The sequence below is a fragment of the Ohtaekwangia koreensis genome (assembly GCF_900167975.1).
Lineage (GTDB): Bacteria > Bacteroidota > Bacteroidia > Cytophagales > Cyclobacteriaceae > Ohtaekwangia > Ohtaekwangia koreensis.
In genome coordinates this window covers 2370585-2397475 of sequence record NZ_FUZU01000001.1, presented here as the reverse complement: position 1 = coordinate 2397475, position 26891 = coordinate 2370585, and the positions used below count along the sequence as shown (strand labels likewise).

Sequence of the window (26891 nt, the reverse complement as noted above, 5' to 3'; positions counted from 1 at the left end):
TTTTCTCTAATTGTTAATATAGAAGCAGTGCTTGTAACAGAAGGTGAACATGAACCACTTACTACAACTGTATAGGTGCCTGCATCAGCAGTAGCCGTTGTTGGAATGGTATATGTGTTGGAGGTCGCTCCTGATATATCTACTCCATTTTTCTTCCATTGATACGTTAATCCAGTACCTGAAGCCGTAACGCTAAAAGACGCAGCACTACCTTCGCAGATTGCCTGACTCGCTACAGGTTGAGCAGTGATCGCTGGTAAAGCATTAATCGTTAAGGTTGCTGCTGCACTGGTAACAGGCGGTGTACATGTGCCACTTACAACAACGTCATAGCTACCAGCATCCGTTGATGCAGTTGTAGCTATAGTATAACTGCTACCAGTAGCGCCAACTATATTTGATCCGTTCTTTCTCCACTGATAGGATACACCGGTGGTAACACCAACATTAACATTAAACGTTACACTCTGTCCAGCACAAACTGTTTGTGTAGTCGGTCCAGTAATAATCTCTGGACGCTCCTGAATGGTAAGTACTGACGCTGTGCTTGTAACAGAAGGAGAACATGTACCACTTACTACAACTGTATAGGTGCCTGCATCGGCTGTAGCCGTTGTTGCAATAGTATATGTGTTTGAGGTCGCTCCTACTATATCTACTCCGTTTTTCTTCCATTGATACGTTAATCCGGTACCTGAAGCTGTAACGCTAAAAGACGCAGCACTACCTTCGCAGATTGCCTGACTCGCTACCGGTTGGGCCGTGATCGCTGGTAAAGCATTAATCGTTAAGGTCGCTGCTGTACTGGTAACGGGTGGTGTGCATGTACCAGACACAATAACATCATAGCTACCGGCATCCGTTGATGCGGTTGTCGCTATAGTGTAACTGTTGCCTGTAGCACCTGGTATATTTGTTGTGTTCTTTCTCCACTGGTATGTTAGCCCGGTTCCTGTAGCCACAACATTAAATGTAGCACTCGCGCCCTGACACACTACTGCATTGGCAGGAGGAGTAGTTATCACGGGCGAAGTATTAACCGTAACATTTACTGTATTGGTAAGATCTGTATCACAACTTGTGGTAGAATTTGTCGCAGTTACTTTGATTGAAAGATTAGAGTTTATTGCACTGCTCGTAAGTAAAAGATTTCCTCCTGTACCTGCAGCAGAACTACCCAGAACTGAATTATCTGCGCTATTCCTCAATTGATAATTTACGCCCACTTCCGAATTGGCAACTGTAACATCAACTGTTGCTCCTGAACAAATTGTAGTTGTGGCGGGTGACACCGTCAATGCATTATTGGGAACAGGATTAACTGTTACTGATTTAACCTCTGTACAGGAAGGTATAAATCCAACGTAATCATTGTCCGCGGTAAAGATCTGATTGTTCCGTCCAGGTATAGTCCCGGCAATGGTACCAGGGCTATTTTCAATACCCATGGTCTGTGCAGTGCCATCAGAGCCTATATGCGTAGAATGGATCTCGATGATATTTGTTGTCTCATATAAATGAATTTGAGACGTTACATAGTCCGCAGTATTGTTGGTAAACTGTACGTTGGAATATTCAATGATCAAAACACGAAGCGGTGCAGTTCCCATGGTTTGATACCGGATTGCTCCTGTCGATGCGTTCAGATCACTCCACGCAATCGCGATCAGGTCATTGGGGTTTACTGCATTTGGAATTGTTTGTGGTATCGGAGTAGCGTTCGTTCCTGAAAACCGGATGAACCCATTATCAAAAACACGCAGTGACGAATAGGTGTTTCCATAGAAACTAAAATTAAACCCAATGGTGATGGGTACCGATATACTGACACCGATGGTTAGCGTTGTTGGAGATGGAAGCGTAACCGGACTAAAGGTACCCGTAGTATTTACAGTATAGGAAGCCGTTGTTCCATCTGTAGTATATATCTTGTGAGTTCCCGCGCCAGCGGAAGCAGGAGTAAAAGTCGATCCGCTTACACCGGGGCCATAATAATTAGTACCTCCGGAAAGTGTGACGGCAGGAGCATCGATACAATAAGATGGATTGAGGGTAGTGATGCTGCACTGACTAAAAGCCTGTCCCACCGGAAGAATAATGCTTAATAGCAACGCGCAGATCGTATAGCGAAATATCTTCCTTAAAGGCATGGCAGAGAGGCAGTTGTTTAGTATATCAATTCTCGGCTTAAAATGTAACCTTACGATTCGCACTGGTAAATATTTAGTTTAAGAACTCTCCTTGGGAGTTGACTTTCATTAGGCCGATCTTATCCTGGGTTTCGAGTTCAATGGTTCCTAAAATCATAATGCGACCGTCCGGGAGTTCGGCGACACTTGCTCCGCTGCTGCTTTTGTCGAACGACCCCATATTTACCGACCAGAGTGCTTCACTATTCAGGTTCGTCTTAATTAATCGTATCGTTGTTCCAGCAGTTGTTTTTTCATTGGCGAGGATCAGAAAACCATCTGAAAATACAGATGGGGCAACCGTTGTGGCCGTAAATTGCCCGGAGATGCTACTGATCGTACCTTCGCTTTGCTTATTGAGATTTTCATTTCGCTTGCAAAAATATAACTGCCCAACCGTATTGGTTATAGTAGATGTTGGAATTGATGTACCTAACTCATAGTATCCCCCACCCAAAACTCCAGGCACTTTGCACACCGATGCCAGAATTTCCCAGCTCGTTTCCCGGCCTGCGTTATCAGAGAATCCCAGCGGAATTCCGTTTCCTGAAAAATTACTGACTTCAAAATTGGATTCAAAGTCAGTCTCTCCGATCAACTGCCTGTCAGAGTACGAGAACATATAGTATTCATTGGGGGAAGCTTCGAAGACTTTGATGCCGGAACCAAAATGTTCTCCGGTTGTTCCAACAGAAGCGCCTAGCTCCAGGGTTGTCCAGGCAACCGTTTTGAGATCGCTCTCAAATCCAATCGCAAACATATCCTCCTGGTCGGGAGGTGTAAGCTGTGGATCAGCAGCGATCGATTCATCCGTAGAATTTCCGGTCACTATAAATCCACCGCTACTCAATGCTGTAATGGATCTGACAAATTGAGTACTCCACTTCTCTGCATTGTTACCGAACTCCATGCCTCCGATTGAGTCCCCTTGTGGATTTATCTTGATAACCTTAAAGTCATATATATCTTCATTTGTAGCCACATCTACACCTCTATACATATTGGACAGGATCAAGAAATTACCGTCACTGGTCGGCTCCAGGTCCTGCGGATATTCAGCTATAACCTCGCGTCCCAACAAGTCGACATCACTGCCAAATTTCTTCTGCCACAAAAGATTCCCTTCAGCATCAGTCTTGATCATAAGTATACGCTGTGAAGCTCCCGGCATAGACGTGTTTCCTAGGATCATGATTGTTCCATCCTCGTTTACCACCATGTCGATAGCCTGTTGATCGCCATCTTCTCCAAAGTACTTAACGAAATAGTTTTTAGTCCCTTCTTCAAAATCCTTCTTTGTATCGCAGGAAAGAAAAGGAAGGAGCAGCCAGAAAATATTAATCAACCTTAACTTCATCGCCTTGTCTTTTAATAGAACGCAATACAGATTTTGAATGAGCCTTCTTCAATTTTCTTGGTTTATAGAGTGGATGGATATACCCTACCGATATAAACAGGTTGTCCATCCTAAAAAGATCATCAATGTGGCCCCATCTAAAAGTGCCGTCACCGGAATCCTGAAACCCTTCTGTGACCGGGCTTTGACCTTTATTATAGTCGAAGATGCTATTGTCCTGATCAACAATGTTTGTCATCCCAAAAGAATACCGGAGGTCTGCGAAAATATAGTCCAGCTTCAATTTATACTTTACACCGCCCCCAACAAACACCGAGTAATTTATAGCATTGCGTTTTGATTTATACTTCAGAATCGGGCTTTCGCGATCTATACTCTCCACCCTGTTCGTCTCCGGATTATAATTCTGATCTTTGTATTGTATCGTAGCACGGTCGCCCAGCAACAAATCAAATGATGAACCTATATATCCATACGGCCGATACTGACCTTGAGCCGCTGAATATTTTATTGACAGTGGTATACGTACCCAGGTTTGCCGATCGAAAAATGAAGATTCATCACGATCAAATTGTCCGGAAATACGTTGCCGATAGGCAGAGTACACAAAATTACCTTCAAGCATTACACTGAGTCTTTCACTATAATTCCAGTCCACTCCTACACCAACCTGGAAGCCTGGCTTAAGTCTGTATTGTTTGTTGACTTCGCTCGCATACGTACCGCGATCAACCAGCTTTCTAATAATTGAAATATTAGGCCCAATCTTAGCAGACAAGGTAAATATAGGTGTCGATGTAAATTTGGAACTGAGGTATACCAAATCGATGGGATCACGCGCTTCATCAGTCTTATACTCTGGATTGGCACGTAACACTTCGAGATAACTTTTCTCTGCTCCGAAAGGATCTTCGAGCAATAAATAGGTCTCTGCTAAAAGTAAATAAGCACGTTGTCTCCATTCCCGATTTTGATTTCTTTCGAGACACTCGTTCAACATCGCGGGGATACCATAGTGGTGGCCTGCATTAAATTCTTCGATTGCACGATTTAATACAAGCTCACACTCATCCTGCGCAAATGCAGGAAAAAGTCCCATTAAAGAAAAAACAAGAAGAAAGAAGGGTTTAGTAAGCGGTCTTATCATTCGTTATCGTCAATCAATTACCTGTACATGTATTTTCATATTCTATATCATTACCCACATATTTCGTCCACTCATCTTTTGTCATGTCTTTCCTTTCAATATTCGGACAGATCTGTTCTGCCAAAATCCCTGGATCTGTTGGCCAGATTCTGATCTCCGATTCACTACATGCTGCAATCAGAATATTAGATCCCTTGGCAAAGGCTATATCCCATACAAAGCCGTTGTTGTTTTCCATTTCTACCGGTAAGTCTTCCGGATTATCAAGCACATATAGTTGTACTCGTTTATCTAATCCGGCACTGGCCAGCAGCTTCTCATCCGGACTGAATTCTACATCATATACACCTGCGCGATGCCCTGAGAATTGCCGCGTTTCCTGTGTTGCGAAGTCATACAACTTAACGATACCACGCTTGTTCGACAAAACATCTATACCATAGGCAAGAAAATTACCACTGGCGCTATATTTCACAGAAAGAACTCTGCTCGAAACTTCGGTTGCCAATGTAGTATAGGAGTAATCATTCAGATTTACCAATACAACCAGTCCGGACCATGTACTACCGGCAAGTGATTTACCATCGGGATGTATGCTTATCGATTTTAGTTCGAACGGAAGTTTTACAAGAACTTTCAGATCTCCGGTATGATGATCCACAAACGACAACGATTTATCCGAGCTCGCCACTATAAATCCTGAATTATCCGGCAGAAACTCAATGTCGTTGGTGGCTCCGTTGAAACCTTTGATCACTTTTATCTTGGGTTTACCCTGAAGATTATAAATCTGAACGAAAGCAGAGTCGCTTCCATTGACTAGAAAATCTTCATCCTTACTTAAAGCAATCACTTTGCTCGGATAAGGTGTTGCAAAACCTGCAGCAGAGTTTGTCAGCTTATCATAATCCCCTTTGTAAATACGACCATCTGCACCGGAAGCAAAGAAATTATTATTCTTTTCAGAGACTACCAGGGAACGTATGTGCACGCGTGGCGGGCCCTTTACTTTCATCGCGTTATAACTTGCACCAATAATTTTCGTGAGTGCGCTATATAAGCCACGGTATATATAGGGATCATACTTTTTACCGCTATATCTTTTGTGAAAGATATGTCCCTGTAATGCCTGCAACGCAGCGAGATCTTTGTCATCATCTTCCTGCACAGACTTGGTAGCCAACACCTGGGCTACACGCAACATGAGTTGATTTTTAGCAAAGAGCCAGTTTAGATCAGCTTCCTCTTTCTTAAGATTTGCAAAATCAAGACTGCGTTGTGCCTCCTGGTTTGCCACCGTAGCTCTACGTTCTTCGCTCTTTGCTTTTACCAGTGCTTTCTCAACATCATCCTTCGCGGTTTCAAGCTGATTGATTGTTGACTGAAGTTCTTTATTATAATTATCAGCAAGGTCACGGGCAGAGACAGCATCCGCTCTCTGTTTCTCCGCTTCCTTTTTCTGTTTCAGAGCCTCTTCACGTTGAACCTGCGCATCATTCTTTTGTATATCGGCATACTCACGATCGGCATCTGCCTGAAGTTTTTGCAAATAGGCATAAACGAAAAATAATATAGCTATAAGAAATGCTATACCCAGAATGATCGCCGTAGCACGTGTTCTTCGAAGAACACGTCTCTGCATCATCTCCTGATTTTTTAATTCAGCTTCGTATGTGATACGACTTGTATCGAGGAAAACGATAGCACGCTCAAACGCTTCGTCATATCGTTGTGCCCATTCGCGGGTTGGCTTTTGTTTCTTTTGCCAGTTGAGTGCAAGCTGCAAATCCGGTGTTCTCCACAAACCGGTTTTACCAATTTGATACATGGCCGCTGCATCTGAAAGACGCTTATACATCACAGCCGATTCAAATTCATCTTCAACCCAAACCTCCAACCGGTTCCATATCCGAATAAGACTTTCGTGTGAAAGCTCTATGATAGACTCACCATTCAAAGGTATATGTGCTGCCGGCATCAGAAAAGAGCGGCCTGGTTTTCGGAATTGCTCCACTACATGTATAACCTCTTCTTCACTTGCCTCCGCCAGTTGTGCTATCAATGCAAGTTGGCATGGACGGCGCATGCCACGGTTCTCCTGATTTTTTTCTGTTATACTTTTGAAGAGCACTTCAGCAATGGCTTTACTCCGCGATGAGAGTTCATCATACGCTTCATTTGCGTGCTGCGAAAGTGCTTGTGAAATTTTTCCTATCGCGGTATAATGACGTACATCTACCGATTCACCAGCCTCGTGATTGAGAAGCCAGTAATCCCATGTACGCATGAGCGCATGTTGCAAGATTGGAAGTTGATCCTGATCCACCCCCATGTCACTCAACAATCGCTTCACAAGACGTGGCGATATTTTTCCTCCGGCAACAGCGATCGGCCCTTCGATGGCCATCTTTTTCTGTTCACGCGTCATCTGAGGAACCAGGTAGTTACTGCTATTGATCAGCCTTGTCAATCCTGGGAATACAGAACACTCTCCTATGAAATCCGAACGCATGGCAAGCGCCACATATACCGGCACTTCGGTTTGCTGCACCGAGTTCATGAATAGATTCACATAAAGCTGTGCGTCATTCTGCACTTCGGGATCAGAGAGATCGCGGTATCGGAATATTTCTTCGAACTGATCGATCAGGAAAAATACATTTCCGGAAGAGTTTCTCTGAAGGTAACGTGCTACTTGTGTTAAACCTTGTGGCCCACTGCGAAGCACGGAGTTGATCAACGCACGATGAACAGCTTCCTCGCTTGCTTCGATCTGACGAGTCTTGATCATATATTCCAGAACGGAGTCGATCAGCATCTCTATGGGGGATGACCCAGGCTTTGCTGTTACTGCAATCCAATCGGGTCCGGATTCAGTAACAAATCCTCCATATAAAACGGGTACAAGACCACACGCCATCAGGGAAGATTTACCGCTTCCCGAATAGCCCATTACTGTTACAAATCTATTCTTCGCCAGCTTCGAAAGGATCTCATCGATCTGACCTTCACGACCAAAAAATAAATGGCTATCGTCAATAGAAAACGGCCGTAATCCGGGAAAAGGATTTTCTTCCTCAACCAGAATATTGGAAATGATCGAGGTGTCTTTAAGCCTCTGTTTATGTTGGGGTTGATTAAGCATAGCTAACCCCTACAGGACTTGATAGTTAGGAAATTGATGCTGAATGTCGGCACTCTCTTACTTGTCTAAAAAAAATCCATCTTATAGTCAAAAAAATCAGCTTCCCCGAATATAGGGTAATTTTAATTAAACAAAAAAGGGGACATTCGTCCCCCTTAAAATTTTATATTAGAAACAATTACTTCACCTTCTTTACGATAGCTTCGAATGCTGAAGGATGGTTCATTGCTAAATCAGCTAATACTTTACGGTTCAAGTCGATACCTGATTTCTTTAATTTACCCATAAGTTCTGAGTAAGATAAACCATGAATACGGGCACCAGCGTTGATACGGGCGATCCACACACCACGAAATTCTCTTTTCTTTTGCTTTCTATCACGATAAGCGTACCCTAAACCTTTTTCAACGGCATTTTTTGCTACCGTCCATACATTCTTCTTACGGCCGAAGAAACCTTTGGCCAGCTTCAAGATGCGTTTGCGTCTTGCTCTTGAGGCTACATTGTTGACTGATCTTGGCATTTTACTTTACATTTTTTGGCTGATGGCGTCCACTGTTACATGAAGCTTAGGGCCAGCATCCGGGTTAAACATTTGAACCAGTGATTAGAGAATAAGCATTGCTTTTACATTCTTCATATCTGATTTCTTAACGATAGCTTTGTTACTAAGTCTGCGTTTCTGCTTAGTCTCCTTCTTCGTCAGGATATGATTTTTGAAAGCATGCTTATGCTTAATCTTACCAGTGCCAGTCACTTTAAAGCGTTTCTTGGCTCCTGATTTTGTTTTTAATTTAGGCATTGTATAAAAATTAAAACTTTACAGTTCTTACTTTTTGGCCTTGGCCATTAGCATAATGCTCATCCGCTTTCCTTCAAGCCTTGGCATTTGCTCTACTTTACCATACTCTTCCAGAAGCTGTGCAAATTTCAACAGGAGAATTTCTCCACGTTCTTTGTACACAATTGATCTACCTGGAAAAAATACAGTGGCCTTAACCTTGGCTCCTTCCTGGAGAAATGTGATGGCATGTTTTAATTTGAAATTAAAATCATGATCATCCGTGTTCGGACCGAAGCGGATCTCTTTGATCACCACTTTTACAGTCTTCGCCTTTATCTCCTTCTGCTTTTTTTTCTGCTCGTACTTAAATTTCGAGTAGTCAACAACTTTACATACAGGAGGATCTGCGTTGGGTGAAATCTCAACCAAGTCCAATCCTTGTTCCTGCGCCAACTTAATGGCTTGCTGGATAGGGTATACATCTACTTTGATGTTTTCTCCTACAACTCTAACCTTAGCCGCGGTAATTCTTTCGTTAATACGGTACGGCTCTTCAGGCTTTTGAGGACCTCTTCTGGGAGGCCTGCCAAAACTGCTGGGTCTGTTTGCGCTACTATTGATAACTCTAAAATGTTTAAGTTCAAAAAAACAGGGTGCAAATATCGTTATTTACATTAAAAATGCAAGCAGCTGTAAGTGAATCAGTTTGGAGCAGCGCATTCTATTCTGAATTTGGCTACAAATTCATCTAGTAAAACGCTTCCCTGATCACCTTGTCCATGCTTTCGCACAGCTACTTTTTCTTCTGAAACTTCCTTCTCCCCTACAATAAGCATGTATGGAATCTTTTTGGTTTCAGCATCGCGGATCTTACGGCCGATCTTTTCATCCCGGTCGTCTAACAAACCTCTGATATCCTGTTCTTTGAGTGCATCGTAGACACGCTTCGCGTAGTCGTTGAAACGCTCTGAAATAGGGAGAACAGCAATTTGATCGGGCGCCAGCCACAACGGAAAATTACCGGCACAATGCTCGATCAAAACCGCCACGAATCTTTCCAGTGAACCAAATGGTGCGCGGTGAATCATTACGGGCTGATGTTTTTGATTATCGGAGCCTACATATTCAAGTTCAAATCGTTGTGGTAATTGGTAATCCACCTGGATTGTACCCAACTGCCAGCTGCGGCCCAACGCATCTTTCACCATGAAGTCAAGCTTCGGTCCATAGAATGCAGCTTCACCCTGAACGGCAACGGTCTGCAGTCCACGTTCATCGGCAGCTTCCTGTATCTCGCGTTCAGCTCTTTCCCACAAGTGGTCTTCACCAATATACTTTACCTTATTGGCAGAATCGCGTAATGAAACCTGTGCTGTAAAGTTTTCAAATCCAAGCGATCTGAATACGAGCAATACAAGGTCTATCACTTTAATGAACTCTTCCTTAACCTGATCCGGCCGACAGAATATATGCGCATCATCCTGAGTAAACCCACGGACGCGTGTCAGACCATGAAGCTCACCGCTCTGCTCATAACGATACACTGTACCAAACTCTGCTAACCGGATTGGAAGATCGCGATAGGATCGTGGCTTGGTCTTATATATCTCGCAGTGATGCGGACAATTCATTGGCTTGAGCAAAAACTCTTCGCCCTCATCCGGAGTATGGATGGGTTGAAAAGAATCTTTACCATATTTCTCATAGTGACCTGAAGTAACATACAGAGATTTACTTCCTATATGAGGAGTTACAACAGGATCATACCCGGCTTTGATCTGTGCTTTACGCAGGAACTGCTCGAGACGTTCGCGAAGGATTGTCCCCTTCGGAAGCCAGAGTGGTAAGCCCATGCCTACTTTTTCTGAGAAGGCAAACAGCTCAAGTTCTTTACCCAACTTACGGTGATCACGTTTCTTAGCCTCTTCGAGTAAATGTATATACTCTTCAAGTTCCTTTTGCTTTGGAAATGTTATACCGTAAATGCGGGTCAGCATTTTATTCTTCTCATTGCCACGCCAGTATGCACCGGCAACGTTGAGAAGCTTCACAGCTTTTATAAAACCTGTATGTGGTATATGCGGACCTTTGCAGAGATCGGTAAAATTACCTTGCTCGTAAAAAGTTATACTGCCGTCTTTTAAATCGGTTATCAATTCAACTTTATACTCATCGCCTTTCTTGGTAAAGAAATCGAGCGCCTCGGCTTTGCTCACATCTCTGCGTGAGTATATATTATCCTTCTTGGCAAGCTCTTTCATCTTGCTTTCAATGGCAGCAAGATCTTCTTCACCGAAAGCTTTGCCTCCGAGGTCTATATCGTAATAAAAACCATTATCGATAGCAGGCCCTATACCGAATTTTACTCCGGGATAAAGTGCTTCAAGTGCTTCTGCCAGTAAGTGAGCGGATGAATGCCAGAACGTTGACTTCCCTGCCTTATCATTCCACGTGAGAATTTTTATAGATGCATCCTGGTCGATAGGCCTAGCCAGGTCTCGCACTTCACCATTAACTTCGATTGCCAGAGCAACGCGTGCTAAACCTTCACTGATGCTTGATGCAATCTCTGAACCTTTAACACCTTGCGGATATTCCCGCACACTTCCATCGGGAAGAGAAATTTTTACATTCATGATTAAGAATTAAACTACAAAATTAATTCGAGTGCAAATATGGTTAAAAGATGTGTAAAGCCTAAACTTCTCGCAACGCAAGTTTAAAAGTTGTAACAGAAAGAGCAGCAAAAAAATTATAGTGTAAACTGGAAGCTGACCAGCACTCCGAATTTTCGGACATCCGGGTTCACCGTTTTATCAAGGTATGTAAGGCGATGCACGAAGTCTACGCGTATGAAGCGAAAAATATTTTCGACACCATACCCTAGCTCAACGTAAGGCTTGTTTCGGTCAAACGTTCCAACCGGAAGATACTTGGGAGTATCGCTATCCGCTTCCAATGGAATGAGTTTCTTGTTTGCATTACTCATGCTTCCGTAAATCACATTGGCGGACCCGACCAACCTCCACTTTAGCTTTCGCATCAGCGGAATTCGATTCAGTAAAAACCCTTCAAAGTGATGTTGATATTGCAGTGACACATACCGATCGCTTACGAACTCGCCATAGTCCATAAGGTTATACGTAATGATAGTATAGAACGGACTTTGGTTTCCCAAGTGTGGTGTCAACAGCGGATAGGCTGCCGAGCCCATGGTATATTCTCCGGTTGTATTAAGATACGCTACACCCAATGGACCAAACTTGATGCGCTTGAATATGGACAGCCTCCACTTGGTATAGTCAAAGTCACTGCCAAATATACCTTTGAAGCCGTGGGTATAACGGAGTGTTATGATTGGCCACTTGATCGCGCCCAGGCTGATTCGCTCGTTATCATCCTGTATAAAAAGTTCATCACGGGCGTAACGGGATTCGATGATCAGTTCTGATGTCTGAAAATTTGATAACGTATCACCGTTCACGTCATCTGGCTGCGTATAGCCGAACTCAAATTCTGGCTGAAACGTCAGCCGCTTTACAGCGAATCGTTGTGTAAATCCTTTGAATAATTCACGTTGAAAGTTGAAACGGGTTTCATCAAAGTAATAGCCTCTTCGATAATTTCCCCATCGTTGCGCTGCCAGAAATATATAGTTATCAGCAAGTGTTTCGTCATCCACCCCTACCCTGCCGATATCACTTCGTGTACGTAAACTAATGGTGGTCCATTTCTCTCGCGAGGCTATATATTGAACCGAAGCTGCATACTTTAATTTCTCATCTTTAAAGCCATATCCAAGCTGCCCCCGTAATACCCACTTGTTACTAAAATCAATGCTGGTCTTGAAACCTGCCTGTAATCGTAAACCTTCAAGGTTATTCGCCGCTACAAAACCGATGTAGGGCCCTATATATATTTTGCCTGCATCGAAGTATCCGTTAACAAAAATCTTGGCCAGGTCTATATAGGTCTTTACGATCGGAATATTCTGCAGAGTATCGATCATCTTATATACATTCCGCTCGGTCTCCGATAAAGGTTCATGACGAAGTGTATCCCAATGTTCTTCGTTTTCGTTGAGGCGCGCGTCTTCTGCCATTACAATAGGATGTTGATAGAACACAGGTTCACGCGGTTTATTTACAACGAAATTTTTATTGGAAGTATAGAACTTTGCGAGCATTCCTGCAGATGTATTGGTAAGCTCGCTTACATCGATCAGTACACGCGTCTTCACAGGCAACCACGCACCTTCTGATGTGGGCTCAAGTTCCTGCTGTACTTTTATTTTCTCTACAAAATTCAGGTTGGCTTGTTTGTTCACGGTGACATCGATCTGCTTGAGCGCTGAACTTTCTTTGGTAATCCATATCGTACCCGTGAAAGCAAGGTCTTGTGGACTTTTCGGTGTAAAGTCAAGGCGGTAGCAGTAATCATCCCCTATATATACACTATCAGTCAGATCATAATCATAATACAATCGCCATCCATCGGCAATGGGAGACACAAACTCTTTCGTAACTATATTTAACCAGTTCTGATAAAAATTATATTCTTGAAACGATGAGCCAACCAGCTGCGTCACCAGTGTTCCATCTTCCACACCAACACCGTTGATCTTTGACTTTAATATATTCTCAAACTGCAGTTGTGGATTATCACGGTAGTAAAACTTGGAAACACTCTCGGAAATAAATAGTGGCAAAATTGGTTTACCATCTTCACCGGCCATACGTTCGACACTGTCCAATACTTGTGTGATCTTCTTGATAATTTTTCGTTCACGAAATTTATCGGTGATGTTATCGACATCAATTTCAATCTTGGTATAGGTGTCGTATTCGTAAGCGGTAAGTTTACGCTTATCGTTTTTAGATTTATTCCGGACGACTTTACGAAGGATTTCATACGCGGGATTTTCTCCGGCACTGATTACAATCTCCTGCAACTGAGTGGCTGCTTCTCCCAATTGAAAATTTACAACCTGCGTTCCGCCTTTACCTACTGCTTTTTTTCTTGGATTATATCCGATATAGGAAGCAACGATGGTATCGCCAGGCGTTGTTGTTTTTATAGTATAATTTCCGTTGAAGTCACTGGTGGTACCAATGGATGTACCTTGATAGATAACATTCACGAATGGAATCGGATCTCCCGAATTAGCATCGGTAACTTTTCCCTTCACGATCGTTTCCTGTGCTAAGCTATTACCGCTTACGAACAGAAAAAAAATAAGGTTGCGCGCGCAAAGCAGCTTTGCGTAGAATCGATTTTTTTCCGTAGGCACACGTTCCGGTTTAATACAAAAATAGTAATTTCATCTTAACCCATTGAAAACCATGCCGGGTTTCAATGGTTATTCAATTGTTCTTTTTGGCCCAGGTGGCGTGGAACAGTCTTCAGCACATATAAATCGAGAACAGCCTTTGTTCGCGCCAGGTATTCACGTAAACGTACTTTGATGGAATATTCAAAATCCGGTTCATCGGCCACCATGGCTACTGCATCCATATTATAATATTGGCTGATGAACAAGGCCCTGTAACTATGAAAAGGCTGCGTGATGATGGTGATTTTATCTTGCCCGAAAATCTTCTGACTTCGTACGACTGAATCCAATGTGCGTAGGCCCGCATAATCAAGCGTGATGGCAGAGTCCGGTACACCTAGCTTCATCAACGCCTTGCGCATGGCTACAGGTTCGTTGTAAAATATAGAGCTGTTGTCGCCACTTAAAATAAAGTGATCGATTTTACCCATATCGAAAAGTTTAGCAGCCGTTTCCATTCTCTTTTCAAAAAACGGATTTGCTTTTCCTCCGGCTAGCTTATGGCTTGTACCTAGTACCAGTGCTATACGATGTGATGGGAGTTCTTCTACGTCGGTATAAACTTTATCTTTCGTGCTTAGTACGATCCATACATTACAGAAAAGAAGAAACAGCACAAAGGATATAGAAAAGGCGAGTACAATTCTTTTCAGCCAGCGCATCTTTATAGACATGAAATCAAAACTACTGAATAGTTCTCAGAAATTCGCGCTCTATCAAATCAGATCGTTTCACAATTTTACGAAACCAATCCAGGCGTATATAATTTTTCTCTTCTTCTGACAAACCGAAATCCATTGCAGAGGCATGGAGCCTGGATATAAGCGAGTTAAGGCAAATAGCAACGCTTACAGAGATGTTCATGCTTTCGGTAAAGCCATACATCGGAATTCTTATTTTCTGATCGGCATGTTGCAAAGCATAGGGAGAAACACCACGCAGTTCATTACCAAAAAGCAATGCAATTTTCGAATCCGTTACATCGATATCGTGAATCGAAGCGCCATCTTCATCAGGGTCTGCGACCAGAATTTTATAGCCTTGATCGTGCAGATGACTGAAGCATGCTTCAATATTATTAGCACCCGGTGTGTGATAGCGATGGAGGTCCATCCATTTATTAGCGCCCTTCAATACTCTTGGGTTGATCTCATATTTACTGATCATCTCGATGATGTGAATATCCTGTATACCCATACATTCGCATGTGCGGATTACGGCACTCGCATTCTGTGATTGAAAGATATCTTCGAGTACAACGGTAACATGGTGCGTTCTGTGACTGAGCACTTTTTCAACAAATTCTTTTTTGTGATCGGAGACGAATTGAGAAAGGTGATGAAATACCTTGAATTCTTTTTCAGTCATGTAGGGTAAACAAGCGTATGGCTTATGAAGCTGAAAGGTAGAGTTTTTTTCTGAAATGCTACCGGCCACTTCCTATACCACGATAAACAAATGTATACCTAGAAGTTATGCTTCCGGATCCATTCTTCGATAAGTGCTACTCCTTCTTTGTGAACTTGCTCTCTTCCTATCTCCGGCATTGCTATAGCAGGGTCACTGGCTTTCATCCGGAAGAGGAGAATGGATTTATGCGGATCTCCCGGCACTATATCAAATTTCAGATCGCCTGCTCCCCTCCCCGCTGCTATAGGAGCTTTGTTAATTCCCAAATGACCGTTGTCTTTTTCATCAACGTCCAGAAATAATCCGGAAGTGTTTGCGGGACCAGATCGGCTATGACAATGCGCGCAATTCGCATCCAGGTAAGCACGTGCGCGTTGATTCAGGTCACCGGTAGATGGGTCATCCCATATAGCCAGCTTCGGTATTGCCGAAGTCTCTTGTGGGAGTTGCTCAAGCAAATCATGCTTCTGCCAGTATACCAACTGATTTTCTTTACCAGATATATACTTGAAGTCGGAATTCAACTGGCGTGCAGTCGTGCCGATCGGCATCATCTTTTGTGATCGGATATGACAACCTTTGCATTGATTCTTATTGGGTATAACGTAGGGTGCACTTATCTTTTTCCCAGCCCTATCTATATACTCGACCGTGGTTGCTTCTGCAGCAGGATCATAGTATGCTTCCGTTTGTTCATCGTTCCAACGGTAAGGCCATGCGTCCCACCCGTTCTCCAATTGGACAAGCAATCGTGTCTCGATAATCTTTCTGCCTTTCTCCGGTTTTCTGAAATCGAACGGGTAATAAAAATTCTTGATCAATACAGTGCCTATCGGAAAATCAAATGCAGCCGAATCATTATATATAGCTTTACTTCCTTTAGGCAGATGAACAAAGCGAAGCTTCTCTGCATAATTACTGAACAACGGAGTATTCAAGGTATACGGAAGAACACCATCAGCTGGTTCCAGGTTCGCCAGCGCTCCGGTGAAGAAACCGTATTCCGAAAGTTTATCTTTTCGCGTAACGGTATCTTCTGTTCGAAAGGAAAGAACAAGGACTACAACTACTATCCCCACAAGCCATATTCTCATACGATTTTATTTCCGGGTTAGTACAACAGGCGTGATGGGCTGCTGCTCGCAGTCGTGTGGTTTTGTATCACGCGATTTATTTTTGAATTTATTACCTGCATCTATATTTGTGAAGGTTGCATTGGTATTATTCTTAAAACAAATATTGCGTTCTTTCACAGCAGGATCTTCAATACCATCAAAAAGTATATGCGGCACGTTCTTGCCAAAGCGAAGTTTATATTTATACATCTTCCCCAATCGTCCTTTGCTGGTCGCTTTTACATTCGGACGCTCGTAGTAATTATCATGTATATAGATGTTGGAGGGAAACGGTTTATAGCTTTTGTCGTTGATCGGATTTTCCGTGATGTAATAACTTACAATGGCTGTACCGGCTGATATATTGTTTACGATCTTATTTTCGAATGCTTCTACATTACGCGTTGCCAGAATCATTAACCCGGTGCCTTGCGGAACCTTGCCCACTGTGTTTCCTTTCGGTGCAAAATTCTCGTGGTTATTATCGTGAATGTTATTTTTGAATATCCGAACGTATCCACCTTCTTTCTGAATTAAATCCGGAAGATCGAAGACCAGAATTCCACCGGTGTTGTTGTACGCTTCATTTTCAAAAACATCTGCATACCATGAGTTCTCTATTTCTATACCGGCAACATTCTGATACGCTTTTGAATTCTTTACGATGATATACTTTGATTGCCCTACATATATTCCCGCATCGCTTGCACCGACAGCAACGCAATTATCGATCAATACATTGGTACATTGCACAGGATATAGTCCATAACCTCCATTATCCGCCTGACCACCATTGGTCCATTCCGCTTTTACATTTTTAAATGTTATACCCTCCACCACCTGTGCCTTAATACCATCACCTTTTGTATTTTGTACAGTGAGATCCAGAATAACAATGTTAGACGCATTGGTAACTTTGATCCCTTCCGCTCCTGATATCTGTCCCTTAAAATTCAATATAGTCTTGTCTATACCCGCTCCCTTCACGGTAACATCTTTCTTCCCATCAAGCCATAAGCTTGCATCGAACTGAAAATTCCCTTCGGGGATTTCAATCACCGATCCATTTTCTGCTTCGATAAATTGTGTTTGAATTTTCTTTTGAACGTCTTTTTGTGCGAACGCCAGTACAGCGAAGCAACACAATAAAATTGTGAGGAGGTTTTTCATAACAACTTGGTGGTTAAACAAACTGAAATACTACGGCTTCGTGCCAGCCGTCATGGTGAGAGGAGATTTAATATAGCTTCAATCGAGTCGGGATCATTCTATATCCCTAAGTATCCGTCAACGTCCCCAATCCAGTACGACTATAACTAAAGTTAGCAAATTCCACAGAGAGACACGAACAACGACATAGATTTTTTACCAACTAGAAGGCGCAACACTATACTGTAAAATTCTATGAAGAGTACACATACATTTTAATAATCAACCAGAAAAAACAAAAGGCAGAAAACACCTAGATGTCTCCTGCCTTAATTTATATCCTTTACTTTCATGTCTTTACTTTAAAGCTCAAAGCTTTGAAGCAATACTGATCCTAGTTTCTCTTTCCTAATTCATCACGCAACTTAGCTGCACGTTCATAGTCTTCTTTATCGATGGCTTCTTTCAGCAGTTCTTTTAAGCGATCTACTGTATAGTTTTTGAAGTCATCTTTACGCGTAGACTCTTTCTTTACTTTTGCTTTTTCAATCTTAGGCTCTGGCTTATCTTCTTCAGCCTCGTCTGTCAGAACTATACCGGCTTCTGCCAGAATATTCTCATACGTAAATATCGGAGAATCGAAACGCAAGCCGATAGCAATCGCATCAGAAGGTCTCGCATCGATCTCAGTTTTCTTCAAGCCATCGGAGCAAACTATTTTCCCGAAGAACACACCTTCTTTCAGATCAGAGATGATGATCTCCTCTACTGTAAAATGAAAATTGTTAGCAAACGCCTTAAACAAATCGTGTGTCATCGGGCGGTTGGGGATGATCTTTTCGATCTCGATAGCAATGGCCTGCGCCTCAAACATACCAATGATAATTGGAAGCCTTCTGTTGCCTTCTGTTTCTCCCAACACCAGTGCAAATGAACCTGTTGTTGATTGACTGGATGACAGACCTAATATTTCTAGTTTGATTTTTTTCACACTACTTAATTTCTCTTCTGCGTTTGTAATACAACTTACACAAATCACCTGATTACGCCTTGCTAACTGAAAATTATTTTGCCGCTTTCAGTGCTTCGGTAAGTTTTGGAACCACATCAAAAGCATCGCCTACGATTCCGTAGTCTGCAGCTTTAAAAAATGGTGCATCAGCATCTTTATTGATCACTACGATATATTTAGAAGAGTTTACGCCTGCCAAATGTTGAATGGCCCCTGAAATGCCCACTGCGATATAAAGTTGGGGAGCCACTTTCACACCTGTTTGTCCTACGTGTTCATGATGCGGTCTCCAGCCCATATCTGAAACTGGTTTACTACAACCTGTTGCAGCATGCAAAGTTTTAGCAAGTTCTTCCAGGATGCCCCAGTGTTCTGCGCCTTTCATACCGCGGCCACCGGAAACAACAATGTTTGCTTCAGGAAGTAACACTTCACCGGTTGCCTTCTCTGACGAGAGTATCTTGGTTGCAAAGTCAGCATCAGAAAGTGTAACACTATACGGAGTTACCGCCACATCGCTGCCTACTTCTTTTGCTTCGGCTGCATTCTTCTTCAATGCAATTACTTTTTTAGTATTGCTCAACGTTACTTTTGCAAAAGCTTTACCGGTATAGATGCTGCGCTTTACTACAAAGCCTGCAGTTGTATCGGGAAGTTCTGTAACGTTCGTTGCCAGACTTGCTCCGATCTTCGTTGCTACGCGTGCTGCCACGGGTGTACCCAACGATGAGCTTGCCAGTACAAGTATATCTGCACCTTCATCCTGCAATGCTTTCGTCAACACAGAAGCATATGCCTGTATAACTTCTTTATTTAATTTTTCATCGGCTGCGTGCAACACTTTCTGTGCTCCATATTTACCGAGTGACGCTAATGCTGATTGGTCTGCAGCGCCTAATGCAATGGCTGTTACGGGACCTCCCATAGCATGTGCATAGGCTACAGCTTCTAATGACGTTTTCTTTATTTGTCCTTCTGCTATTTCAACAAATACAAGTATTGACATCTCTATATCTTTTAGATTGACGAATTGTTGACTGATGATTAAAGTACCTTCGCTTCATTCTTCAATAATGTAACGAGCTCCGCTACATTATCGGCAGAAATCATTTTGACTGCTCCTTTCGGAGGAGGCAATTCAAACTTCTGAAGTTTAACACCACTGTCAACTGCTTTTGGTTCAACTACTTTCAATGGCTTTGTACGTGCTGACATGATGCCTCGCATGTTTGGAATTTTCCATTCCGCGATGGGCTCCTGGCAACCGGCAACAAACGGAAGACTTACTTCTACGTATTCTTTTCCGCCTTCGATCTCGCGTGCAAGCTTGGCAGTAGTTCCTTCTATATCCAATTTCATAACCGGAGATATAGAGGGCAGGCCGAGGATCTCTCCTACTATACCATGCACTACACCGCTGTTATAGTCAATGGACTCGCGGCCCATCAAAATCAGATCGTAACCTCCTGCTGACTTTGCATGTTCAGCAATCTGCGATGCAACAAAAAATGAATCTGTGGGCTCTGCATTTATACGGATCGCATCATCTGCACCAATCGCCAACGCTTTGCGAATCGTTGGTTCAGTATCTGCGGTACCAACATTAAGAACCGTTACCGTTGTGCCGGCATTCGCTTCTTTAATTTCAATCGCGCGGGCCAATGCATAATCGTCATAAGGACCGATAATGAACTGGACTCCAGTCGGATCAAACTTGGTATTGTTATCAGTAAAATTGATTTTGGATGTGGTATCCGGTACGTGTGTTATACAAACTAAAATCTTCATCTCACTCTAAATCAATAAGTTCGAAAGTGTTTTTTTGAAACAGGGCTCAAGATACAAAAATCCAAATACCGAACGCCAAATTTTTAAAATTTAGAAGCTTAAAGAAGTTCAAGCCTCTATACTTAATTATGATTTTGCAACTTGACATAACTATCTTTTGCGTATAAAAATTATGTGCAGGCTAAGGCTGTTTGATGTTGTTATAATTTTTATGTTTAAGACTTTGATGGGAAGAATATAGTTGATACGATGAACCGACTTGAGCAACTCCGCCAATTTATACTGGATGATCCTACTGATCCGTTCAATCATTATGCGCTTGCCCTCGAGTATGCGAAGTCGGATGTTGAAACGGCTATCGCGAAGTTTGAAGAGCTCATGCGAGCACACCCTGAATACCTTCCCTCTTATTACCAGGCAGGAAATCTTTTTGAAGCTGTAGGCAAGCGCAACCAGGCTATAGCTGTTCTGCAACAAGGCATAGCACTGGCCAAACAGCAACAGCAGTTCAAAACGCTGCGCGAACTTCAGTCCGTGCTCGATGAGTTGCTATACGATTGACCTCGGCAAATTTACTCTGCTTCTTTTTTGGGAATCAGTTTTGAAAACAATACGGCTTTGTTCAGCTCCAACATTTTTCGCGAGGTGAGATAATGTATAACTTTTTCTTCCAGGAAATGATGCAATGGCAACAGTATGGATATCAATACAATTTTGATTGCCATGATCATCCACGGCTCCCCGTGCGTCAAGTGATGGATCTCATGATCGGCAAGCAGAATAATAAATTCAAACAGGAATATAAATGCGAAGAACCCGAGTATACGAATGGTTGCCGATGATACTCTGAATATACCGAACGTGGTAAGGAGTATAAATACACAGGCAATCGCCACAGTTATACCCATGTATTGAATGTTATGACGCGTGCGCACAGCTTCTTCTTCCGCTAAAGCCTCGCGCTCTTTACGCTTGTTTTCATTCTCTACTTCAAGTACCATCAGATCTTTTTCGGTTGCTAACTTTCGCAGGCTGTCGCTATATACCTGGTATCTGGTATTGTATAAATATGCATTCTTGAAGTCTTGATTTTTCTGGTAAAGGCTGTCCAGTCGCTGCACCACTTCCATCTTCAGCTCCAGGTCTCCAATCTCATTACTCATTGACTCCGCTTTTTTCCAATAGAATAGTGATTTCTGATAGTCTTTCTTTTTCTCAAAGAGGGTTCCCATGTTATCATAGAACCAGTACTTGTTTATGCGATTGGCTTTATTCTCAAAGTAAGGTGCTGCTCTCATCAGGTAGTATTCTGCCGAATCGAGTTTACCAAAATCAATATAGGCCATACCCCGTATCTGGTCCAGCACGTAATCAAAGCCTGCCTTTATTAAAAATTCCTGAAACTCAGGACGCTGACGAATAAACTCTAATGTTTTGGCGGGTCGTTTTTCGGCTATATACATGCTTAACAATCCACCGTAGGTGTTAAGCCTTATGATTTCAAATTTTAGTGTATCGGCAAGTGCCAGCGACTTGTCATAAAAAGCCTGCGCCAGGTCATATTGTTTACTCTTTGCGTAGATCCGTCCCAGCAGGTTATAGTTGTTCAGCCGATCGTAACGCTGTTTATATTTATAGGTAAGCTTGTTGGCTCTGTAGATATAGTCTTTGGCTTTCTCCCAGTCATCGAGACTACTGTAGAACGAAGACAACGCATAGTATACATCGCGTTGCAGGTCGTAATTATCTTTTGCTTTTGTCTCTGCTATATCAAGGGCCAGCAGGTAATTTCGAAACGCCAGCATTTTATCATTTCGCCTGAGGTATGTATTGCCCGTTGATATATAGGTATTCACACGCAGCGAGTCATTGTCTGAATTGGCTGCCAGCGACAGTGCAAGATTATTATAACTCAACGCCTTGTCATAATCCGAATTTTCCCGTTCACAAAGAGCAAGGCATAAATAGGACCATGCTTCGTATTCAGTAAGGTGGTTTGCTTTGGCCATGTCAAGCGCCTTCTGTGAAAATTTTCGGGCGACATTAATATTTTCCACCTGCCCTGAATAATTGCTAAACTTCCTGGCGGTGTTCAGCAGCGACAAAATAATAAGTTCTCGGTCGCGACTTTCCTCTGCAATTTGCTGCATCTCGTTGGCATATTTATCCGACAACGGTCTGTTAGCAGCCAGATAGAATCTTGAGAGTTCATCCAGCCAAATAATTTTTTCACGAGCGGAGGTTGCATTCTCCAGATTCACCTTAATGCTATCGGTATAGGGATTGTCTTGTGCGTGAACAGCACTAATCGTAATAAAGAGTATAACTGTAAGGAGAGTAAAGTATCGCAGCATACCAGGGATTTTGCTTTAAAGATAAAAAATCGACCCTTAAAGCATCACGGATGCTAAATTAAATATCCTACAATAAGCGGTACTCAGTTCTCCTCCGCGCCATCGTCTACCCAGCAGCTTATCAGTTCAATCTGGTTTTGCGTAAGTGGTGTTCCATCAAAAGGCATACTTCTATTTCGGGTAAGCGTTTTAATTTCTGCTGCATGTTTCTTGGCATTGCTATAGATACGAAGATCGAGACGCGTTGTACCATTATGACATCCGCTCAGCGCACATGACTTTTCCATGATCGGCTGAATATCAGAGGACCAGCTTGTTCCTGTAGTGCCTCTCGGCACCGTTACATTGAGAGAAATTGTACATGCTATATTATCTCTTACCTCGATCACATGATTACCGTTTGACAGCCCCGTAAAAATATTGCTTTCGGTAAACTCGCCATTGTCAATTTTATACTGATACGGTGGGTTGCCTTCTGATACCTCTACAGTGACAGAGCCGTTATTCCCCAGACAGAGGTTGTCTTCTCCTAATATTGTTGTAAATGAAAAGTCTTTTGCCATCACCATGATGTTGCTCAGCAGTGTATCACATCCGTTGGCATCGGTTACACCTACACTATAGATACCCGCATGCAGGCCGGTGAATTCGTTGGAGGGTTGTGCTATATTGTTCAGCAGGTAGACGTAGGGTTGTTTGCCGCCACTGGCAATTACCGAGATGCTTCCATCGGTGGTACTGCAACTGGTAGCAGCCGCAATTGCGCTCACATCAAGTGTCAGGTCCGACAAGCTACAATCAAAAGTCTTATTAAGATCATGATTAACGCAAGCGATTAGAACAGAAAAGGGAACGAATAGGAAAAACAGTTTCTTCATACTGGCTTTCATGCTACAGGTATTGAACAAAAATAGCAAGAAGAAGCAATCCTTATAGTATATCTGTATTAAGCCTGGCTGTTAAAACGGAGTTTCATCGTCATTTGAAGGAGGCGGAGGAAGCTGAGGCGCATCATCCGAGTTGAAAGAGTTCAGGCGGCTTTCACGGGTAATCATTCCAGAGAATGGATTATCGTATGATGCCGGGCCATCGAGGTCACCGAACTTCGTATACTTACCGATGAACTTAAGTTTCACGTTAGCAGTAGAACCGTTTCTGTGCTTGGCTATAATTACTTCACCTGTACCTTGCGTTGGCATACCATCTTCATCAACGGTAATCTTATAGTATTCCGGACGATAGAGGAACATTACTATATCGGCATCCTGCTCGATAGATCCCGATTCACGTAAGTCAGAAAGCTGCGGACGTTTATCACCACCACGTGTTTCAACACTACGACTTAACTGCGACAGTGCAAGTACGGGTACACTTAATTCTTTTGCTATACCTTTCAACGCTCGCGAAATCGAAGCGATCTCCTGTTCACGGTTACCGCTTTGCTCACCCTTCATCAGCTGCAGGTAGTCGATCACGATAATCTGTATACCATGTTCTGCTTTCAACCTCCGGCACTTGGCGCGAAGTTCAAGAATAGATATAGCAGGTGTATCATCTATAAATATAGGAGCGTTGGTAAGCTTCGTGGTCTTATGTACCAGCTGCTTCCATTCATGATCGGCCAGATTTCCTTTCTTGATCTTTTCACTTTCGAGTTCTGCTTCCGCAGAGATCATCCTGTTTACCAACTGGATAGAAGCCATCTCGAGCGAGAAGATCGCCACTGGAATTTTGAAATCAACAGCAGCATTACGCAAGGCAGAAACCACAAATGCAGTTTTACCCATACCAGGTCGTGCCGCGATAATAACAAGATCTGATTTTTGCCATCCCGATGTAACACGATCGAGTTCTGTGAATCCACTCGGTACACCCGTCAAACCATCTTTATGTTCTTTCAACACCTGCAACTCCTGGATAGCACGCGCCATCAGGTTTCGCATGTTGTCATAATTCTTACGAAGGTTGGAGTCTGATATCTCAAAAACAGCTTGCTCGGTTTTATCGAGCAACTCGAAGACATCGGTTGTATCTTCGTATGCGTTGTGCTGAATCTGTGAAGCAATGGTGATGAGCTCACGCTTGATCGCCATCTCAATGATCACACGCGCGTGATACTCAACGTTGGCGGCAGAACTTACCTTGGAGGTTAACTCCGCGATATAGTATGCGCCGTTACCTTCGATCAGCTCAAGCTTGCCTTTCTTACGCAGCTGGTGTACAACGGTACGCATATCCACCGGCTCGGATGCTTTGAAGAGCTCAATGATAGCATCGTAAATTTCTTTATGAGCATCCTTGTAAAAATGCTCAGGCTTTAGAAACTCAACAACCGAGTTCAATGCATTCTTCTCAAGCATGAGTGCACCCAACACGGCTTCCTCGAGATCAAGTGCCTGAGGTGGCAACTTACCCAGACTTTCCGAAATATCTCTCGGAAGTAACTTGTTAGCTTTGCTGCCTAACCTCAGAGACGTTGATCTTCCTTGCTCCATACAGTGGTTGTTGTACGCGTATTTTTAATTAAGGGCGACAAACGTACAACCCTTCGTTGTTACTATCCACACAACTTATTAACAAAGTACCAACAATTTAATTGTGTACAAGTTCATAAGTCGATACACTTTACACGACAACAGGAGTAAAAATAACGTATGAACTATAGGCTGTTGTATATATATTTTTAAAGAACAAACATTTTCCTTTATTTTAAAACCGGAATTTTTGATTTCCAGATGCATACAAAAAAACAAAGAGTACATTTTATAGCGATCGGTGGGAGTGTTATGCACAATCTGGCCATTGCTCTGAAGGATGCTGGTCATGATGTAAGCGGATCTGATGATGAGATCTTTGAGCCTTCACGTTCAACTTTAACCAAGCATGGATTACTTCCTGAGAAAGAAGGATGGCGCCCTGATATAATAACTTCTTCTATAGATGTAATTGTATTGGGAATGCATGCGCGAAAAGATAATCCTGAATTACTTAAAGCACAGCAACTTGGATTGAAGATCCTCTCCTTCCCGGAGTATATCTTCGAACAGTCACATGAGAAACAGCGCGTTGTGATTGCGGGTAGTCATGGTAAAACTACCACCACCGCCATCATCATTCATGTACTTAATTACTTCAAGCGCGATTTCGATTATGTTATCGGTGCAAAAGTACCGGGTATAGAAAATACAGTAAAACTTTCGGATGCTCCTATCATTATAATCGAGGGTGACGAATATCTATGTTCGGCTCTTGACCCTACTCCGAAGTTTCTCAAGTATCAACATCACATTGGTGTGATCACCGGAATTTCATGGGATCATGTAAATGTATTTCCGTCTGAAGATGAATATGTAAGGCAATTTGATCTGTTCGCTGACCAGACTCCTAAAAGCGGGATTCTTATTTATTGTGAACAGGATTCCTTGGCGCTGATGATCGGTAAAAAAGAGCGTGCTGATGTTTTGGAGATATCCTACAAAAGTCATTCACATGCTTCCGATAACACCGGACATTTCTTTTTAACCAACGGCAAAGAACGCACCCCGATAAAGATTTTTGGAAGTCATAACTTTCAGAACCTCAATGCTGCGAAAGAAGTATTGAAGAAGATCGGTATAAGCCAGGAACAGTTCTTTGAAGCGATCTCAAGTTTTGAAGGAGCTTCCGGCCGACTGGAAAAAGTATTGGACAACGCTACCGCTACGGTCTATAAAGACTTCGCTCACGCACCTTCTAAAGTTAAAGCTACGGTGAAGGCGATGAAGGAAGCCCATCCTTCACGCGATCTTGTTGCTTGCCTTGAATTGCATACCTATAGCAGCCTCAACAAAAAATTTCTGCCTCACTATAAAGACAGTATGAAGGCAGCACAAACGCAGGTTGTATATTTTAATCCTGATAAAGTAAAAGATAAAAACCTGGAAGCACTGTTGGAGAGTGATGTCCGTTCGGCTTTTGCATCCAACCATATACAGGTGTTTACCAAACCTGATGAACTTCAGAGTTTCCTGGAACAACAAACCTGGAAAAATAAAAACCTGCTGATGATGAGCTCTGGTAATTTCGGAGGTATAAACATTCGGGCCCTTTCTGAAAAGATCTTATCCTAA

The 26891-nt window shown here is 42.7% G+C and carries 21 protein-coding genes; 2 read left to right on the top strand and 19 right to left on the bottom strand.

Annotation, left to right across the window (positions count from 1 at the left end):
• The 16 genes from B5Y40_RS29585 to B5Y40_RS09630 form a co-directional block, all read right to left on the bottom strand.
• Nucleotides 1-2150 (bottom strand): immunoglobulin domain-containing protein (locus B5Y40_RS29585; RefSeq protein WP_394333181.1); only part of this gene is annotated, 2150 nt, incomplete at its 3' end.
• 73 nt (nt 2151-2223) lie between these two features.
• Complete coding sequence (locus tag B5Y40_RS09700; RefSeq protein WP_079686478.1) at nt 2224-3546, bottom strand: hypothetical protein; 1323 nt, start codon at nt 3544-3546, stop codon at nt 2224-2226.
• Nucleotides 3527-4693 carry a porin family protein gene (locus B5Y40_RS09695; protein ID WP_079686477.1) on the bottom strand — a complete coding sequence of 389 codons (1167 nt, stop codon included), beginning with the start codon at nt 4691-4693 and terminating at the stop codon, nt 3527-3529. Before B5Y40_RS09695 ends, B5Y40_RS09700 begins: the two co-directional genes overlap by 20 nt.
• A gap of 13 nt (nt 4694-4706) precedes the next feature.
• Complete coding sequence (locus B5Y40_RS09690) at nt 4707-7838, bottom strand: nSTAND1 domain-containing NTPase (RefSeq protein WP_079686476.1); 3132 nt, start codon at nt 7836-7838, stop codon at nt 4707-4709.
• A gap of 178 nt (nt 7839-8016) precedes the next feature.
• Entirely contained in the window at nt 8017-8361 is a 345-nt protein-coding gene (gene rplT, locus B5Y40_RS09685; RefSeq protein ID WP_079686475.1) for a 50S ribosomal protein L20, read from the bottom strand.
• An 84-nt stretch (nt 8362-8445) separates the two neighbouring features.
• A complete protein-coding gene (gene rpmI, locus B5Y40_RS09680) occupies nt 8446-8640 on the bottom strand; it encodes a 50S ribosomal protein L35 (protein WP_079686474.1) in 195 nt (64 codons plus the stop codon).
• A 27-nt stretch (nt 8641-8667) separates the two neighbouring features.
• On the bottom strand, nt 8668-9243 hold the full coding sequence (gene infC / locus B5Y40_RS09675; protein WP_079686473.1) for a translation initiation factor IF-3: 576 nt from the start codon (nt 9241-9243) through the stop codon (nt 8668-8670).
• Between the two features lie 80 nt (nt 9244-9323).
• Nucleotides 9324-11258 (bottom strand): threonine--tRNA ligase, encoded by a 1935-nt coding sequence (gene thrS, locus B5Y40_RS09670; RefSeq protein ID WP_079686472.1) that lies wholly within the window; start codon nt 11256-11258, stop codon nt 9324-9326.
• 116 nt (nt 11259-11374) lie between these two features.
• Nucleotides 11375-13912, bottom strand: coding sequence for a DUF5686 and carboxypeptidase-like regulatory domain-containing protein (locus tag B5Y40_RS09665; protein ID WP_159453644.1), 2538 nt, complete (start codon nt 13910-13912; stop codon nt 11375-11377).
• 62 nt (nt 13913-13974) lie between these two features.
• The gene (locus B5Y40_RS09660; RefSeq protein ID WP_079687142.1) at nt 13975-14616 is read right to left on the bottom strand and encodes a SanA/YdcF family protein; all 642 of its coding nucleotides are present in this window, start codon (nt 14614-14616) and stop codon (nt 13975-13977) included.
• Between the two features lie 22 nt (nt 14617-14638).
• Nucleotides 14639-15322: a TrmH family RNA methyltransferase gene (locus tag B5Y40_RS09655; protein ID WP_079686470.1), complete on the bottom strand. Its 684-nt coding sequence runs from the start codon at nt 15320-15322 to the stop codon at nt 14639-14641.
• Nucleotides 15323-15420: 98 nt separating this feature from the next.
• On the bottom strand, nt 15421-16458 hold the full coding sequence (locus B5Y40_RS09650; protein WP_079686469.1) for an SO2930 family diheme c-type cytochrome: 1038 nt from the start codon (nt 16456-16458) through the stop codon (nt 15421-15423).
• Between the two features lie 6 nt (nt 16459-16464).
• Nucleotides 16465-17649 carry a parallel beta-helix domain-containing protein gene (locus tag B5Y40_RS09645; protein ID WP_079686468.1) on the bottom strand — a complete coding sequence of 395 codons (1185 nt, stop codon included), beginning with the start codon at nt 17647-17649 and terminating at the stop codon, nt 16465-16467.
• A 373-nt stretch (nt 17650-18022) separates the two neighbouring features.
• Nucleotides 18023-18619, bottom strand: coding sequence for a bifunctional nuclease family protein (locus tag B5Y40_RS09640; RefSeq protein ID WP_079687141.1), 597 nt, complete (start codon nt 18617-18619; stop codon nt 18023-18025).
• 73 nt (nt 18620-18692) lie between these two features.
• Nucleotides 18693-19646, bottom strand: a complete 954-nt coding sequence (locus tag B5Y40_RS09635) for an electron transfer flavoprotein subunit alpha/FixB family protein (RefSeq protein ID WP_079686467.1) — start codon at nt 19644-19646, stop codon at nt 18693-18695.
• 38 nt (nt 19647-19684) lie between these two features.
• Entirely contained in the window at nt 19685-20428 is a 744-nt protein-coding gene (locus tag B5Y40_RS09630) for an electron transfer flavoprotein subunit beta/FixA family protein (protein ID WP_079686466.1), read from the bottom strand.
• 249 nt (nt 20429-20677) lie between these two features.
• On the opposite strand from B5Y40_RS09630, the gene B5Y40_RS09625 reads away from it, so the two are divergent.
• The gene (locus B5Y40_RS09625) at nt 20678-20989 is read left to right on the top strand and encodes a tetratricopeptide repeat protein (RefSeq protein WP_079686465.1); all 312 of its coding nucleotides are present in this window, start codon (nt 20678-20680) and stop codon (nt 20987-20989) included.
• Nucleotides 20990-21000: 11 nt separating this feature from the next.
• Here B5Y40_RS09625 and B5Y40_RS09620 read toward each other — a convergent pair whose 3' ends face one another.
• The 3 genes from B5Y40_RS09620 to dnaB form a co-directional block, all read right to left on the bottom strand.
• On the bottom strand, nt 21001-22782 hold the full coding sequence (locus B5Y40_RS09620) for a tetratricopeptide repeat protein (protein ID WP_079686464.1): 1782 nt from the start codon (nt 22780-22782) through the stop codon (nt 21001-21003).
• Nucleotides 22783-22865: 83 nt separating this feature from the next.
• On the bottom strand, nt 22866-23660 hold the full coding sequence (locus B5Y40_RS09615; protein ID WP_159453643.1) for a SprB repeat-containing protein: 795 nt from the start codon (nt 23658-23660) through the stop codon (nt 22866-22868).
• An 81-nt stretch (nt 23661-23741) separates the two neighbouring features.
• Nucleotides 23742-25277 carry a replicative DNA helicase gene (gene dnaB / locus B5Y40_RS09610; RefSeq protein ID WP_079686462.1) on the bottom strand — a complete coding sequence of 512 codons (1536 nt, stop codon included), beginning with the start codon at nt 25275-25277 and terminating at the stop codon, nt 23742-23744.
• A 240-nt stretch (nt 25278-25517) separates the two neighbouring features.
• Here dnaB and B5Y40_RS09605 point away from each other — a divergent pair, with 240 nt between their 5' ends.
• The gene (locus B5Y40_RS09605; protein WP_079686461.1) at nt 25518-26891 is read left to right on the top strand and encodes a UDP-N-acetylmuramate--L-alanine ligase; all 1374 of its coding nucleotides are present in this window, start codon (nt 25518-25520) and stop codon (nt 26889-26891) included.

Bases quoted from the DNA above. Each gene is read 5' to 3' on its own strand.
- B5Y40_RS09645 (WP_079686468.1), bottom strand. From the start codon at position 17,649: ATGAAAAACCTCCTCACAATTTTATTGTGTTGCTTCGCTGTACTGGCG.
- rplT (WP_079686475.1), bottom strand. From the start codon at position 8,361: ATGCCAAGATCAGTCAACAATGTAGCCTCAAGAGCAAGACGCAAACGC.
- B5Y40_RS09605 (WP_079686461.1), top strand. From the start codon at position 25,518: ATGCATACAAAAAAACAAAGAGTACATTTTATAGCGATCGGTGGGAGT.
- B5Y40_RS09650 (WP_079686469.1), bottom strand. From the start codon at position 16,458: ATGAGAATATGGCTTGTGGGGATAGTAGTTGTAGTCCTTGTTCTTTCC.
- B5Y40_RS09660 (WP_079687142.1), bottom strand. From the start codon at position 14,616: ATGCGCTGGCTGAAAAGAATTGTACTCGCCTTTTCTATATCCTTTGTG.
- B5Y40_RS09690 (WP_079686476.1), bottom strand. From the start codon at position 7,838: ATGCTTAATCAACCCCAACATAAACAGAGGCTTAAAGACACCTCGATC.
- B5Y40_RS09625 (WP_079686465.1), top strand. From the start codon at position 20,678: ATGAACCGACTTGAGCAACTCCGCCAATTTATACTGGATGATCCTACT.
- B5Y40_RS09700 (WP_079686478.1), bottom strand. From the start codon at position 3,546: ATGAAGTTAAGGTTGATTAATATTTTCTGGCTGCTCCTTCCTTTTCTT.
- dnaB (WP_079686462.1), bottom strand. From the start codon at position 25,277: ATGGAGCAAGGAAGATCAACGTCTCTGAGGTTAGGCAGCAAAGCTAAC.
- B5Y40_RS09655 (WP_079686470.1), bottom strand. From the start codon at position 15,322: ATGACTGAAAAAGAATTCAAGGTATTTCATCACCTTTCTCAATTCGTC.
- B5Y40_RS09615 (WP_159453643.1), bottom strand. From the start codon at position 23,660: ATGAAGAAACTGTTTTTCCTATTCGTTCCCTTTTCTGTTCTAATCGCT.
- B5Y40_RS09635 (WP_079686467.1), bottom strand. From the start codon at position 19,646: ATGTCAATACTTGTATTTGTTGAAATAGCAGAAGGACAAATAAAGAAA.
- B5Y40_RS09630 (WP_079686466.1), bottom strand. From the start codon at position 20,428: ATGAAGATTTTAGTTTGTATAACACACGTACCGGATACCACATCCAAA.
- B5Y40_RS09695 (WP_079686477.1), bottom strand. From the start codon at position 4,693: ATGATAAGACCGCTTACTAAACCCTTCTTTCTTCTTGTTTTTTCTTTA.
- thrS (WP_079686472.1), bottom strand. From the start codon at position 11,258: ATGAATGTAAAAATTTCTCTTCCCGATGGAAGTGTGCGGGAATATCCG.
- rpmI (WP_079686474.1), bottom strand. From the start codon at position 8,640: ATGCCTAAATTAAAAACAAAATCAGGAGCCAAGAAACGCTTTAAAGTG.
- B5Y40_RS09620 (WP_079686464.1), bottom strand. From the start codon at position 22,782: ATGCTGCGATACTTTACTCTCCTTACAGTTATACTCTTTATTACGATT.